Annotated in this window: 1 protein-coding gene and 1 pseudogene (1 of these 2 cut by a window edge); both read right to left on the bottom strand. The window is 76.6% G+C overall.

The genetic code is table 11. From position 1 onward, the window contains the following. Window position 1: 1 nt before the first annotated feature. Window positions 2–15352, bottom strand: a complete 15351-nt coding sequence (locus ACFXPK_RS05495; protein ID WP_385071931.1) for a type I polyketide synthase — start codon at window positions 15350–15352, stop codon at window positions 2–4. Next, window positions 15312–15901, bottom strand: a pseudogene (locus ACFXPK_RS05490) (type I polyketide synthase) (its annotated part continues 12790 nt past the right edge of the window); the annotation flags it as partial. The gene ACFXPK_RS05495 and the pseudogene ACFXPK_RS05490, both read right to left, overlap by 41 nt.

Raw genomic sequence — 15901 nt, 5'->3', positions numbered from 1 at the left:
GTCAGTCCTGCTCTTCGTCAGGGTTGCCGTTGAGTGCCGCCTGCACCAGAGCGTCGATCTCCATGGCGTCGATCGACGCGTCGTACGCGCCGTCGGCGCCGTCGGCGGCCGTGGTGTCCTGGTCGGTGCCGGTCACGGCGGGGCTCTGCCCGGCGAGTTCCAGCAGCTGGTCCAGGAGTCCGCTCTCGCGCAGCCGGTCCAGGGGGACGCCGCTGAGGGCGGCGCGCACGGCCCGTTCCTCGGCGTTGTCGGCACCGGGGGTGCCGGCGTCGCCGGGGAGGAGCTGTCCGAGGATGTGGTCGGCGAGGGCGGCGGGGGTGGGGTGGTCGAACACGAGGGTCGCGGACAGGGTGAGTCCGGTGGCGGCGTTGAGCTGGTTGCGCAGCTCAACGGCGCCGAGTGAGTCGAATCCGAGGTCGCGGAAGGCCTTGTCGGGGCCGACCTGGTCGGTTCCGGTGTGGCCGAGGACCTCGGCGGCGCGTTCCCGCACCAGGGTGAGGACGCTCGGGGCGCGGCGGCCCTCGGGGAGCCGGGCGAGCCGGTCCCTGAGTGCGGTGCCCGGTCGCCCGGTGTCGCCCTCGGTGGTGGCCGGGCGGGCGGTGAGGGCCGCGTACGCGGGCATCTCGGCCAGCAGGCTGCTGGGCCGGACGGTGGTGAAGGCGCGGACGAACCGGTCGGGTTCGACGTCAGCGACGACGGCGACCGGGTCGGTGCCGGTGACGACCTGGCGCAGGGCCAGGACGGCGAGGTCCGGGTCGAGCGGCCGGATGCCGGTGCGGCGGGCGAGCGCGGCGGCGCGGACACCGTCGGCCATGCCCTCCCCGCCCCAGGCTCCGTACGCGACGGAGGTGGCCGGGAGTCCTTCGGCGCGGCGCCGTTCGGCGAGGGCGTCGAGGACGGCGTTGGCCGCCGCGTAGGTGGCCTGGCCGGGGTTGCCGACCGCGGCGGACGCGGACGAGAAGAGGGCGAAGACCTCCAGGTCGTGGCCGCGGGTCAGTTCGTCGAGGAGCAGCGCCGAGGTGACCTTGGCGCGGAACACGGCGGCGAACCGCTCGGGGGTGAGGCCGTCCACGACACCGTCGTCGAGAACGCCCGCGGTGTGGATCACGCCGGTGAGGGGCGCGTGGTCTGGGGTCGCGGCGAGGACGGCGGCCAGCGCGTCCCGGTCCGCGGTGTCGCAGGCGGTGATGACGGGTTCGGCGCCCAGTGCGCGCAGGTCGGCGGCGAGTTGGGCGGCGCCGGGCGCGTCGGGTCCGGTGCGGCTGAGGAGCACCAGGCGGCGGGCGCCGGCCCCGGCGAGCCTGCGGGCGGTGCGGGCGCCGAGGGCGCCGGTGCCGCCGGTGATCAGGACGGTGCCGGTGGGCTGCCAGTCGCGCGGTGTGCCGGGCTGTACGGCGGCGAGGCGGCGGCCGAAGACCGCGCCGGGCCGGACGGCGAGCTGGTCCTCGCCCTCGGGGTCGGCGAGGACGGCGGCCAGGCGCTCCGCGGTCCGCTCGTCGAGGGCGAGGGGCAGGTCGATGGTGCCGCCCCAGCGCTGCGGGTACTCCAGTGCGGCGACCCGGCCGAGTCCGTGGACGGCGGCCTGGAGCGGTGCGGCCACGGTCTCGGCGGGCGAGACGGCGGCGGCGCCGCGGGTGAGGCACCAGAGCGGGGCGTCGACACGGGCGTCCCCGAGGGCCTGGATCAGGGTGGCCGTCAGGGCCGCCCCGGTGGGCACGCCGTCGGTGAGCCCGGCGTCCACGGCCCCCGTACGTCCGGTGTCCGTGTCGCCCGTGCGTCCGGCGACGGCGAGCAGGGAGACGACGCCGGTCGGCGGGGTGTCCGTGGTGAGGTGGGCGCGGAGCGCGGCGGTGAGTGCGGCGCGGTCCTGTCCGGTGGTCTCCACGATGCGGGCACCGGCGCCGAGGGCGCGCAGTACGGCGGTGGTCCACGGGTGGCCGGCGTGGCCGGCGGGCACCACGGCGAGCCAGTCGCCGGTGGGGGCCTTGGCGGTGGCCCGGTTCAGGGGCCGCCAGGCGATGCGCTGGCGCCAGCCGTCGACGGTGGCCTGGTCGCCCTGCTTGCGCCGCCAGTCGCGCAGCGCGGGCAGGACCCGCAGCAGCGCGTCGCCGTCCACGCCCAGCTCCCCGGCGAGGGAGTCGAACTTCTCGTCCTGGACGGCGGCCCAGAAGGCGGCGTCCCCGGCGTCCGGCACCTGCTCGGTGGGGGCGGCGGGCGCCTCGTCGGGCCAGAAACGCTGTTGGCGGAAGGCGTAGGTGGGCAGGTCGACACGGCGGGCGCCGGTGCCGTCCAGGAGCGCCGGCCAGTCGACGGGCTGGCCGGCCGCGTGCAGCCGGGCCACCGCCGTGATCAGGGAGCGCTCCTCGTCGCGTCCGGTGCGCAGCGCCGGGACGACCGCGGGGGCGGGCCGGTTCTCGTCGGCGAGGGTGTCGAGGGTGTCCTGCGCGAGCCCGCACAGCACACCGTCGGGGCCCAGTTCGAGGTAGCGGGTGGCGCCGCGGGCGGCGAGGGTACGGACACCGTCGCCGAAGCGGACGGCGCCGCGTACGTGCTCGACCCAGTACCGGGGGTCGCACACCTGGTCGTCGGTGGCCGGTTCCCCGGTGAGGTTCGACACCAGGGGCAGCTTCGGCGAGGTGTACGACACGCTCCGGGTGACCCGTTCGAAGTCCTGAAGCATGGCGTCCATGTGGAGTGAGTGAAACGCATGGCTCACCCGCAAACGCCTAGTCTTCCTGCCGAGTGCGGCGAACTCGTCGGCGAGCGCGGTCACCGCGTCCTCGTCGCCGGAGACCACGACGGCCTCCGGGCCGTTGACGGCGGCGAGCGAGACGCCCTCGGTGAGGCGCGCGGTGACCTCGTCCTCGGCGGCGCGGACGGCGAGCATGGCGCCGCCGGCCGGGAGTGCCTGCATGAGGCGGGCGCGGGCGGCGACGATCCGGCAGGCGTCCTCCAGGGTGAACACCCCGGCGACATGCGCGGCGGCGATCTCGCCGACCGAGTGTCCGGCCAGCAGGTCGGGCCGTACGCCCCACGACTCGACGAGCCGGTGCAGGGCCACGCCGAGTGCGAAGAGGGCGGGCTGGGTCCAGCCGGTGGAGTCGAGGAGGTCGGCCTCGGGTGTGCCCTCGGCCGCGAACATCACCTCGCGCAGCGGGCGGTCGAGTACCCGGTCGAAGTGGTCGAGGATCTCGTCGAGGGCCGCCGCGAAGACCGGGAAGCGGGCGTACAGGGCCCGTCCCGCGCCGGCTCGCTGGGAGCCCTGGCCGGGGAAGAGGAACGCGGTCCGGCCACCGGAGGCGGCCCGCCCGCGCAGTACGGCCGCGTCGCCGCGGCCCTCCGCGAGCGCGGTGAGCGCGTCGAGGAGTTCGTCGTGTCCGGCGACGGCGAGCACCGCGCGGTGTTCGAAGGCGGAGCGGGTGGTGCCCAGGGAGAGCGCCAGGTCGGCGGTGGTCGCCGGGGTCCCGGGAGCGGCGGTGAGCCGGTCGCGGAGCCGGGCGGCCTGGTCGGCCAGGGCGTCCGCGCTCGCCGCGGAGAGCGGTACGGGCAGCGGCCGTACGACAGCGGCGGGTGCGGCCGGTTCCGGCGTATCGGGGGCCTGTTCGAGGATGACGTGGGCGTTGGTGCCGCTGGCGCCGAAGGAGGAGACCGCCGCGCGGCGGGGCCGTCCGGTCTCGGGCCAGTCGGCGGTCCCGGTGAGCAGCCGTACCGCGTCCGGGTCCCAGGCGACATGGCGGGAGGGCCGGTCGGCGTGGAGCGTACGGGGCAGGGTGCCGTGGCGCATGGCGAGGACCATCTTGATGATCCCGGCGACGCCGGACGCGGCCTGTGTGTGGCCGATGTTGGACTTGACGGAGCCGAGCAGCAGCGGGCGCCGCGGGTCGCGGTCGCGTCCGTACGTCGCCAGCAGGGCCTGTGCCTCGATGGGGTCGCCGAGGGTGGTGCCGGTGCCGTGCGCCTCCACCGCGTCGACCTCGCCGGCGGTGAGGCCGGCGGCGGCCAGCGCCTTGCGGATGACGCGCTGCTGGGAGGGGCCGTTGGGGGCGGTCAGGCCGTTGGAGGCGCCGTCCTGGTTGATGGCGGAGCCGCGCAGCACGGCGAGGACGTCGTGGCCGCGGCGGCGTGCCTCGGAGAGGCGTTCCACGACGAGCATGCCCACGCCCTCGGCCCAGGCGGTGCCGTCGGCGTCGTCGGAGAAGGGCTTGCAGCGGCCGTCCGGGGAGAGGGCGCCCATCTCGCCGAACTCGACGAAGCCGACCGGGGTGGACATCACGGTGACGCCGCCCGCGAGGGCCAGGGAGCACTCGCCGGAGCGGATCGCCTGGGCGGCGAGGTGCAGGGCGGTCAGGGAGGAGGAGCAGGCGGTGTCGACGCTGACGGACGGGCCTTCGAGTCCGAGGGTGTAGGAGAGGCGGCCGGAGAGGAGGCTCGCGGACTGGGCGGTCTCGACGTGTCCGGACTGGCCGATGGCGGGGCGGTAGTCGCCGCTGCCGCCGCCGACGAAGACGCCGGTGTCGCCGCCGCGCAGGGCGGCGGGGTCGATACCGGCCCGCTCCAGGGCCTCCCAGGCCGCCTGGAGCACGATCCGCTGCTGCGGGTCGATGACCAGGGCCTCGCGGGGTGAGATCCCGAAGAAGGCGGGGTCGAAGTCGGCGACGTCGTAGAGGAATCCGCCCTCACGGGTGACGCTGCGGCCCCGGCCGTCCCGGTCGCCGTGCAGGAGCCGTTCGAGGTCCCAGCCGCGGTCCGTGGGGAAGCCGCCGATGGCGTCGGTCCCGGCGCCGAGCAGGTCCCACAGGTCCTCGGGCGAGCGGACGTCGCCCGGGTAGCGGCAGCTCATGCCGACGATGACGATCGGGTCGTCCCCGTCGGCGTCCGCGCGGACCGGGGCGGCGACGGACGCGGTGTCCTCGCCGAGGAGTTCGGACAGCAGGTGTTCGGCGAGGGCTACCGGTGTCGGGTAGTCGAACACGAGGGTCGCGGGCAGGGTGAGGCCGGTGCCGGTGGCGAGCCGGCCGCGCAGGTCGACGGCGGTGAGCGAGTCGAAGCCGAGGTCCCTGAAGGCGTGCTCGGCCGGTACGGCGCCCGCGTCGGCGTGGCCGAGGACCGAGGCGGCCTCGGTGAGCACCAGGCCGAGAAGGGTACGGACGCGGTCGGCGCGGTCCGAGCGCCGCAGCCGGTCGCGGAGTTCGGCGGCGGTCCCGGCGTCGGCGCCGTCCCCGTCGGTGGTGCGCAGGGCCTCGCGTGCCTCGGGCAGGGCGGTGAACAGCGGACCGGGCCGGGTCAGGGTGAACGCCGGGGCGAACCGGTCCCAGGCGACGTCCGCGACGGTCACGGACGCGGTGGCCGCCGGGTCCGCGGCGGCCTCCCCGGTCACCGCGGCGAGTACGGCGAGCGCGCGGTCCGGTGCCATGGCGGGCAGGCCGTTGGCGCGCAGATGGGCGGCGAGCCCGTCGGGACCCGCGCCCTGCCAGGCGCCCCAGGCGACGGAGACGGCGTTGGTGCCACGGGTGCGGTGTTCCTGGACGAGGGCGTCCAGGCAGGCACCGGCGGCGGCGCCCGCGCCCTGTCCGCTGACGCCCCAGACGGCGGAGATCGAGCCGAAGACGACGAACGCGTCCAGCGGCAGATCACCGACGGCGGTGGTCAACGCCGCGTAGGCGGAGCGTACTTCGGACGGTACGGGCACCGTCCGCGCGCCGGTGTCGCCGGTGTGGACGACGGCGGTGAGCGGACGGTCGGCCGGCAGCGCGGCCACGGCGTCCTGGAGCGGACCGGCGTCGGCCGGGTCGTCGTGCCGGACGAGGGTGAGGGCGGCGCCGGCCGCTTCCAGATCGGCGCGGAGCGCGCTCACCGTGTCCGGTCCGGCCGCCGGGTCCGGCGCGGCGCCGGGCCCGGCGAGAACGACCTCGGCCGCGCCCTGTCCGGCGGCCCAGCGGGCGACGTGTCCGGCGAAGCCCTCGGGGGCTCCGGTGATCAGAACGGTCCCGGTGGGGCGCCAGACGGCCCGCGGCTGCTGGGGCCGGCCGGTGGCCCGGGTCAGCCGGCGGCCGTGGACACCGGAGGCGCGCAGCGCGACCTGGTCCTCGGCGGGGCCGCCCGCCTGGGTGAGGACGGCCCGCAGACGGTCCGCGGTGCGGGCGTCGGCGACCTGGTCCACGTCGACGAGTCCGCCCCAACGCGCGGGCTCCTCCAGGGCGATGACCCGGCCGAGCCCCCAGACGGCCGCCTGCTCGGGGTCGGCGGCGGTGTCGGCGCTGCCCACGGAGACGGCGCCCCGGGTGACGCACCACAACGGCGCCTCGATCCCGGCGGCCGCCAAGAGCCGCAGCAGGACGTCGGGGCCGGCGGCACCGAGCGAGAGGACCCCGGTGTACGTGGCGGAACCGGCAGCCGTGTCGAGCAGGGCGGCGAGGGCGTCCTCGTCGCCGTCGGGGACGGCGAGGCGCCTGGCGTGCTCGCCGAGCGCCCCGGCCAGGGCCTCGGCCCACGGGTCGCCGTCGGGCGTGGCCGGGGTGAGGACCAGCCAGGTCCCTTCGACGCCCGGGGTGGCGGGAAGGGCGAGGGGCTGCCAGGTGACGCCGTAGCGCCAGCCGTCGAGCAGCGCGCGCTCGGACCGGTCGCGGCGCCAGGTCGACAGGGCGGGCAGCACGCCCGACAGGAGCGAGTCGTCGAGGTCGAGGGTGGCGGAGAGGGATTCCAGGTCCTCGCGTTCCACGGCGGCCCAGAACGCGGCGTCCACCGGGTCCTGTCCGGCGCCGGCGCCGTGCCCGGTCGCGGGCTCGGGCCAGTACAGCTCGCGCTGGAAGGCGTAGGTGGGCAGCTCGGTGCGGCGGGCGCCGGTGCCGGAGAACCAGGCGGCCCAGTCGACCACGACACCGGCCGTGTGCAGCCGGGCCAGTGCGGCGAGCAGGGCGTGCTCCTCGCCGCGGTCCTTGCGCTGGGCGGCGACGCTCACGACATCGGCGGCGTCGTCGAGGACCCGGGCGGCCATACCGGTCAGCACCCCGTCGGGCCCGATCTCCAGGAAGGCGTCGGCCCCGGCCCCGGCGAGGGCGCGGACCCCGTCGGCGAACCGGACGGTGCCCCGGACGTGCCGTACCCAGTACTCGGGATCGGTCAGCAGACCCGGCTCGGCGAGAGCGCCCGTGACATTCGAGACCACGGGGATACGGGGCTCCGCGTACGTCAGTCCCTCCGCGACCCGGCGGAACCCGGCGAGCATCGGCTCCATCAGCGGCGAGTGGAACGCGTGACTCACCGACAGGCGCTGCGTCTTACGCCCCTCGGCGGCGAACTCGGCTGCCAGGGCGAGGACTTCCTCCTCACCTCCGGCGAGGACGACCGACTCGGGACCGTTGACGGCGGCCAGCGCCACCCCGTCCGTGAGCCGGTCGGCCGTCTCCTCCTCGGTGGCCTGGACGGCCACCATCGCGCCGCCCGAGGGCAGTTCCTGCATCAGCCGGGCGCGTGCCTCGACCAGCGCGCAGGCGTCCTCCAGGGAGAACACCCCCGCCACATGCGCGGCGGCGATCTCGCCGATGGAGTGACCGGCCACGAACTCCGGGGTCACACCCCACGACTCGACCAGCCGGTACAGCGCCACTTCGAACGCGAACAGCGCGGGCTGCGCGTAACCGGTGGTGTCCAGCAGGGCGGTGTCGTCCGCGAACAGCGCCTCCCGCAGATCCGCCACGTCCAGACGGGCGAGCACCGCGTCCAGCGCTTCCGCGAACACCGGGAAGCGGCCGTACAGTTCACGGCCCATCCCGGCGCGCTGCGAGCCCTGGCCGGAGAAGAGGACGGCGGGACGGCGCTCGGCGGCGCGGTCGCGGACGGTCTCCACCGGGGTGCCGTCGGGCGTCATCAGCAGGACCGCGCGGTGCGCGAAGGCGCTGCGGCCGACGGCCAGGCTGTAGGCGGTGTCGAGGACGGGGGTGGCGGGGTGGGCCTCGGCGAAGGAGTGGAGTCGGGCGGTCTGCGCGGTGAGCGCCCGCTCGGAGCGCGCGGCGAGCGGCCACGGCACGACGGCCGGGGCGGGCCCGGTCGGGGCGGGGGTCTCCGGCTCCGCGACGGGCGCGGGCTGTTCGAGGATGACGTGGGCGTTGGTGCCGCTCACGCCGAACGCGGAGACCCCGGCGCGGCGGGGGTGGCCCGTCTCGGGCCAGGCCCGGTGCTCGCGCAGCAACTCCACGGTGCCGCCGGACCAGTCGACGTGCGAGGACGGGGCGTCCACGTGCAGGGTGCGCGGGAGTTCACCGCGGCCCAGGGCGAGGATCGTCTTGATGACTCCGGCGGCGCCCGCGGCGGCCTGGGTGTGGCCCAGGTTGGACTTGACCGTGCCGAGCAGCAGCGGCTGCCGGGGGTCGCGGCCTTCGCCGTACGCGGCGATCAGGGCGTGGGCCTCGATCGGGTCGCCGAGGGCGGTGCCGGTGCCGTGCGCCTCGACGGCGTCCACGTCGGCGGGGGTGAGGCGGGCGTCGGCGAGCGCCTGGCGGATGACGCGCTGCTGGGCGCGGCCGTTGGGGGCGGTCAGGCCGTTGGACGCGCCGTCCTGGTTGACGGCGGAGCCGCCCAGTACGGCGAGGACCGGGTGGTCGTGGCGGCGGGCGTCGGACAGCCGCTCCAGGACGAGGACGCCGGCGCCCTCGGACCAGGCGGTGCCGTCGGCGGAGTCGGCGAACGCCTTGCAGCGGCCGTCGCCCGCCAGTCCGCCCTGCGCGGTGAACTCCACGAAGGCGTCGGGGCTGGCCATCACGGAGACACCGCCCGCGAGGACCAGGGAGCACTCGCCGGAGCGCAGGGCGCCCGCGGCCATGTGCAGGGCGACCAGCGCGGAGGAGCAGGCCGTGTCGACGGTGATCGCCGGGCCCTCCAGGCCCAGGGTGTAGGAGAGGCGGCCGGACATGACGCTGGCGGTGGTGCCGGTGGCGGCGTGGCCCTGCACGTCGGTGGTGCCGCGGCGGAGCATGGTGGCGTAGTCCTGGCCGTTGGTGCCGACGAAGACACCGGTGGCGGAGCCGCGCAGCCGCTGCGGGTCGATGCCGGCCCGCTCCAGGGCCTCCCAGGAGGTCTCCAGCAGGAGCCGCTGCTGCGGGTCCATGGCCAGGGCCTCGCGCGGGGAGATCCCGAAGAAGGAGGCGTCGAAGAGTCCGGCGCCTTCGAGGAAGCCGCCCTCCAGGGTGGCGGAGCCGCCGCGGGCGAGGGCGTCGAGGTCCCAGCCGCGGTCGGCGGGGAAGCCGGAGACGGCGTCGCGGCCCTCGTCCAGCAGGCGCCACAGGTCCTCGGGCGACTCGACGCCGCCGGGGAAGCGGCAGCCCATGCCGACCACGACGACCGGGTCGTCGTCGGTGGCGCGCCCGCCGGCGTCGGCGGCGCCGTGGCCCGCGGTGGGCTCGGGCAGGTCGCCGAGGATCTCGGTGAGGAGGTGGGCGGCGAGGTCGCGGGCGGTCGGGAAGTCGTAGACGAGGGTCGCGGGCAGCCGCAGCCCGGTGGTGGCGCCGAGGGTGTTGCGGAGTTCGACGGTGGTCAGCGAGTCGAAGCCGAGGTCGGTGAAGGCCCGGTCGGGTTCGACGGCGCCGGGGTCGGGGTGGCCGAGGACGGCGGCGACCTGGGCGCGCAGGAAGTCCAGCACGTACCGCTCGCGGGCGGGTCCGGTGAGGGCGGCGACCTGGTGGCGCAGGACCGGTCCGGTGCCGCCGGGGGTGGCGGTGGCCTCGGTGGTGGCGCGGAGTTCGGGCAGGTCGCCGACGAGGGCGCGGTGCGGGGTGAAGACGGTGGCGTAGCGCTGCCAGTCGATGTCGGCGACGACCAGTGCGGTGTCGCCGTGGCCGACGGCGGTGTCGAGGGCGGCGAGCGCGTCCTCGGGGCTCATCGGGGTGAAGCCGCCGCGCCGGACCCGGTCCTCGATCCCGGTGCCGTCGCCGGCCATTCCGGTGCCCGCCCAGGGGCCCCAGGCCACGGAGGTGGCGGGCAGGTCCTGGGCGTGGCGGTGTTCGGCGAGGGCGTCGAGGTAGGCGTTGGCGGCGGCGTAGTTGCCCTGCCCGGCGGCGCCGAGGGCGCCCGCGGTCGAGGAGAACAGGACGAAGCCGGTGAGGCCGAGGTCGCGGGTCAGCTCGTGCAGGTGGGCGGCGGAGCGGGCCTTGGCGTCCAGGACGGTGGCGAACCGCTCGGGGGTGAGGGTGTCGAGGAGTCCGTCGTCGAGGACGCCGGCCGCGTGCACCACGGTGGTGAGCGGATGTGCTTCGGGTACGGAGGCGAGGAGCGCGGCGAGGGCGTCCCGGTCGGCGGTGTCGCAGGCGGCGACGGTGACCTCGGCGCCCGACTCGCGCAGTTCCGCGGCGAGTTCGGCGGCGCCGGGGGCGTCGGGGCCGCGCCGTCCCGCGAGCAGCAGGTGCGGGGTGCCGCGGTCGGCGAGGCGGCGGGCGACGTGGGCGCCGAGGGCGCCGGTGCCGCCGGTGATCAGGACGGTGCCTTGGGGGGCGAACGGGCGGGGCGCCTCGTGGGCCGGGGCCGGGTGGTGGGCGAGACGCCGGGCGTAGGTGGCCGAGGCGCGGACGGCGAGCTGGTTCTCGTCGCCGGGGGTGGCGAGGAGGTGCGCGAGGCGCCGTACGGTCCGGTCGTCGATCAGTTCGGGCAGGTCGACCAGGGCGAGGCGGCGCTCGGGGTGTTCGAGGGCGGCGGCGCGGCCGAGGCCCCAGAGGGCGGCCTGTCCGGGGTGGGCGAGCCGGTCGGCGCGGCCGGTGGAGACGGCCTGCCGGGTGACGATCCAGACCGGGGCGGTGATCCCGGCGTCGTCGAGGGCGGTCAGGGCGGTGGCGGTGGGGGTCAGCGCCGCGGTGCCCGCCGGGTCGTCGGCACTGTCGTCGCCGGTGAGGGCGAGCAGGGCGAGGACGCCGGTGAACGCACCGTCGGGGCGCGGGAGTTCGCGCAGGGTGTCGGCGAGCGCGGTGCGGTCGGCGGTGGCGACGGTGACCTCGGTGGTGGTGAGGCCGAGGGTGTCCAGGAGCGCGGTGGCGCCGGGGTCGGGGGCGCCGGCCGGGCGCAGGACCAGCCAGGTGCCGTCGGGGCGGCCGGTGGGCGCGCCGTCCAGCGGCTTCCACACGGCGCGGTGGCGGCGGCCGTCCGCGGTGGCCCGCTCGGTGCGGCGGCGGCGCCACGAGGAGAGGGCCGGGACGAGGGCGGCGAGGGTGTCGTCGTCCAGTCCGAGGTCGGCGCCGAGGGCGGGGAGGTCGGCGCGTTCGACGGCCGCCCAGAACGCGGCGTCGGCGCCGCTGTCGGCGGGTCCCGCGGCGGTGCCGGGGGTGGGGGTGGTGTCGGGCCAGTAGCGGCTGCGCTGGAAGGCGTAGGTGGGCAGGTCGATCCGGCGGGCGGTGGTGCCGTGCAGGGTGCCGGTCCAGTCGACGGGGATGCCGTGGACGTACAGACGGGCGAGGGCCGCGGTGAGGGCGGGCGCCTCGTCGCGGTCGCGGCGCAGCGCGGGGACGGCGGCCACGGGGGCCGTGTCCTGGTCGTCGAGGACCGTGCGGGCGGCGGCGGACAGGGTGCCGTCGGGGCCGAGTTCGAGGTAGGAGGTGACGCCCTGGCGGGCGAGGGCGCGTACCGCGTCGGCGAACCGGACGGTGGCGCGGACCTGGTTCACCCAGTACTCGGGGGTACGGAGTTCTCCCGCGGCGGCGAGGTCGCCGGTGACCGTGGAGACGACGGTCAGCAGGGGCGCGTGGTAGGTGAGGCCGCGGGCGACGCGGGCGAAGTCGTCGAGCATGGCGTCCATGCGCGGCGAGTGGAAGGCGTGGCTGACCCGCAGGGCGCGGGTGCGTCGGCCGGTCCCGGCGAGGCGTGCGGCGACGGCGGTGACGGGTTCCTCGTCACCGGCGATCACCACGGCGCGGGGGCCGTTGACCGCGGCGAGGGAGACCTGGTCCTCCAGCCCTTCGAGCAGGGGCAGCACCTCGTCCTCGGTGGCCTCGACGGCGACCATGGCGCCGCCGGCCGGGAGCGCCGCCATGAGCCGGCCGCGGGCGGCGACCAGGGTGCAGGCGTCCTCCAGGGAGAACACACCGGCGACATGGGCGGCGGCGATCTCGCCGATGGAGTGGCCGGCCACGCTGTCCGGGCGGACGCCCCAGGACTCGACGAGCCGGAACAGGGCGACTTCGAGGGCGAACAGGGCGGGCTGGGTGTACGCGGTGTCGTGCAGGAGGGCGGCCTCGGGGGTGCCGTCCCCGGCGAACAGCACCTCGCGCAGCGGACGGTCGAGTTCCTGGTCGAAGCGGGTGAGGACGGCGTCCAGGGCCTCGGCGAACACCGGGTGGCGCTCGTACAGTCCGCGTCCCATGGCGGCGCGCTGGCTGCCCTGGCCGGTGAAGAGGAAGGCGAGCCGGCCGCGTGCGGGGGCTCCGGTGAGGAGGGCGCCGTCGGGGGTCGTGTCGCGCAGCGCGGTCAGGGCGCGCAGCAGCGTGTCGCGGTCGGTGGTGAGGGCGACGGCCCGGTGCTCCAGGGCGGCGCGGGAGGTGGCCAGGGAGCGTGCGAGGTCCGTCAGCGGCAGTGCGGGGTGGTCGGTGAGGTGGCCGAGGAGGCGGTCCGCCTGGTCGCGCAGGGCGGCGGCGGTGCGGGCGGACAGCACCACGGGGACGCCGTCCGGCAGGACGCCGGGCTCGTCGGGCGCCGTCGGCCCGGGCTCCTCGGGGGCGGCCTGTTCGACGATGGTGTGGACGTTGGTGCCGGAGAGGCCGAAGGAGGAGATGCCGGCCCGGTAGGGGCGGCCGGTCTCGGGCCAGGGCACGGTCTCGGTGGCGAGGTCGATGGCGCCGGAGGTCCAGTCGACGTGGCTGGACGGGGTGTCGACGTGCAGGGTGCGCGGGACGGTGCCGTGGCGCATCGCCATGACCATCTTCATGACCCCGGCGATCCCGGAGGCCATCTGGGTGTGGCCGATGTTCGACTTCACCGAGCCGAGCAGCAGCGGCCGCTCCTCGGGGCGGTCCTGACCGTACGTGGCGAGCAGGGCCTGTGCCTCGATGGGGTCGCCGAGGGCGGTGCCGGTGCCGTGGCCCTCGACGACGTCCACCTCGCCCGCGGTGAGTCCGGCGTTGGCGAGTGCCTGGCGGATGACCCGGGCCTGGGAGGGGCCGTTGGGCGCGGTGAGGCCGTTGGAGGCGCCGTCCTGGTTGACGGCGGAGCCGCGGATCACGGCGAGGACGGGGTGGCCGTTGCGGCGCGCGTCGGAGAGCCGTTCGACGAGGACCAGGCCGACGCCCTCGGCGAGGCTCATGCCGTCGGCGCCCTCGGCGTACGCCTTGCAGCGCCCGTCGGGGGCCATGGCGCGCTGCCTGCTGAAGCCGGTGAACGCCTGCGGGGTGGCCATCACGCTGACGCCGCCGGCCAGGGCGAGGGTGGACTCGCCGTTGCGCAGCGACTGGCAGGCCAGGTGCAGCGCGACCAGGGAGGAGGAGCAGGCGGTGTCCAGGGTGACGGCCGGGCCCTCCAGGCCGAAGGTGTAGGCGAGGCGTCCGGACATGACGCTGGAGATGGTGCCGGTGATGAGGTGGCCCTCGGCGCCCTCGGCGCTCGCGCCGCCCGCGCTGTAGTCCTGGTAGCTGGCGCCGATGAAGGTGCCGGTGAGGCTGGAGCGCAGGGTCGCCGGGTCGATCCCGGCGCGTTCCATGGCCTCCCAGCCGGTCTCCAGGAGCAGCCGCTGCTGCGGGTCCATGGACAGCGCCTCGCGGGGCGAGATGCCGAAGAAGCCGGCGTCGAAGTCGGCGACGTCGTGCAGGAATCCGCCCTGCGTGGAGTAGGTGGTGCCGGGCCGGTCGGGGTCCGGGTCGTACAGGGCGTCGGCGTCCCAGCCCCGGTCGGCGGGGAAGCCGGTGATGGCGTCGGCGCCGGCCTCGACCAGCTCCCACAGGGCCTCGGGCGAGGTGACGCCGCCCGGGTAGCGGCAGCTCATCGCGATGACGGCGATCGGGTCGTCGTCGAGGGCGGCCGTGGTACGGACCGGTCCTTCGGCCTCGGCCGAGGGGCCGCCGATCAGGCCGCGGAGGAAGCCGACCAGGGTGAGCGGGTCCGGGTAGTCGAACACCATGGTGCTCGGCAGGGTGAGGCCGGTGACGGCGGCCAGCCGGTTGCGCAGGTCGACGGCGGTGAGCGAGTCGAAGCCGACGTCGCGGAAGGCGCGCCGCTCGGACAGCGTCTCCGGGGAGGCGTGGCCGAGGACGGTGGCGGCCTCGGAGCGCACCAGGTCGAGCAGGAGCCGGCCCTGCTCACCGGCGGGCAGGGCGCGCAGCCGGGCGGTGAACTCGCCGCCCTCGGCGGCGCGGGCCGCGCTCTCCTCGGTGAGGGCACGGACCTCGGGCACGTCCTCGAAGAGGTCGGTGGGCCGCGAGGAGGTGAAGACCGGGTGGTAGCGGTCCCAGTCGACGTCGGCGACGGCGAGCGCGCCCTCGTCCGCGTCGAGGGCCTGCCGCAGCCCGGAGAGGGCCAGCTTCGGGTCCATGAAGACGAGGCCGCTGCGGCGGATCTGCGTGGGGTCGACGCGGCCGAGCTTCATGTCGTCGGCCCAGATGCCCCAGGAAACGGCGGTGCCGTGGGCGCCGCGGGCGCGCCGGTGCTCGGCGAGCGCGTTGAGGTGGGCGTTGGCGGCGACGTACGCGGCGTGCCGGCCGCTGCCCCACATCCCGGCGGTGGAGGAGTAGAGGACGAACGCGTCGAGCTGTGCGTCGTCGAGGAGTTCGTCGAGGTGGGTGGCGCCGGCGGTCTTGGCGTGGACGACCTTGGCGAACGCGTCGAGGCTGGTCTCGTCGATGCTCTGGAGTTCGATGACGGCGGCGGTGTGGAAGACGCTGCGGACGGTACGGCCCTCGGCGGTGAGCCGGTCGAGGAGGGCAGCGACGGCGTCGCGGTCGGCGACGTCGCAGGCGGCGACGGTCACCTCGCAGCCCCGTTCGGCGAGTTCGGCGACGAGGGCGTCGGCACCGGGGGCGTCGGCGCCGCGGCGGCTGGTGAGGACCAGGTCGCGGGCGCCCTGGTCGGCGAGCCAGCGGGCCAGGTGCGGGCCGAGGGTGCCGGTGCCGCCGGTGACCAGGACGGTGCCGCGCGGGGTCCAGCCGCCGGCCGCGGTGGGCGCCGGGGCGGGGGCGATACGGCGGGCGAGGACGCCGCCGGCGCGGATCGCGAGCTGGTGCGCGGCGCCGGCGGCGCCCGGGGCGGGGCGCGCGCCCGAGAGTGCCGCCCCCGCGCGGCGGGGGTGGGGGGGGGGGGGGGGGGCCTCGCGGGCGGGCGCGCCCCCGGGGGCGCGCGCGGCCCCCCGCCCCCTCGCCGGTGGTCCCGGCGTGGACGGCGGCGAGCCGTTCACCGGCGCGCCGGTCGAGGGTCTCGGGCAGGTCGACGGTGCCGCCCCAGCGGTCGGGGTGTTCCAGGGCCGCGGTCCAGCCGAGGCCCTGGACCATGGCCTGGGCGGGCCGGGTGAGGCGGTCGGCGCGGCCGGTGGTGACGGCGCCCCGGGTGAGCGCCCAGACGGGCGTGTCGGTCCCGGCGTCGCCGAGCGCCTGGACCAGCGTGACGCTCAGGGCGAGACCGCCGGTCAGGACGGGGTGGACGGTGCCGGTCTCCTCCGCGTCGGCCAGCAGCGACACGATGCCGGTGAGGCCGGGGAGGGCGCGCAGCCGCTCCGCGAGGGCGTCCCGGTCGGTGTCGGCCGCGCTCAGCACGAGCGGCAGGGGCTCGGCGCCGTGGGCGGTCAGGGCCTCGGCGACGGCGTCGGCGTACGCCGGTTCCGTGGTGTCGGCGGTGACGAGCAGCCAGGTGCCTTCGAGGGTGGCGGCGGGCAGCGCGCCGAGCGGCTTCCAGGTGGCGCGGTAGCGCCAGGAGCCGACGGTGGAGCGGTCGCGGCGCTGCCGGCGCC

This window comes from Streptomyces sp. NPDC059142, from assembly GCF_042755665.1.
In the GTDB taxonomy this organism is placed as follows: domain Bacteria; phylum Actinomycetota; class Actinomycetes; order Streptomycetales; family Streptomycetaceae; genus Streptomyces.
This window is presented reverse-complemented; position numbering and strand designations above follow the sequence as displayed.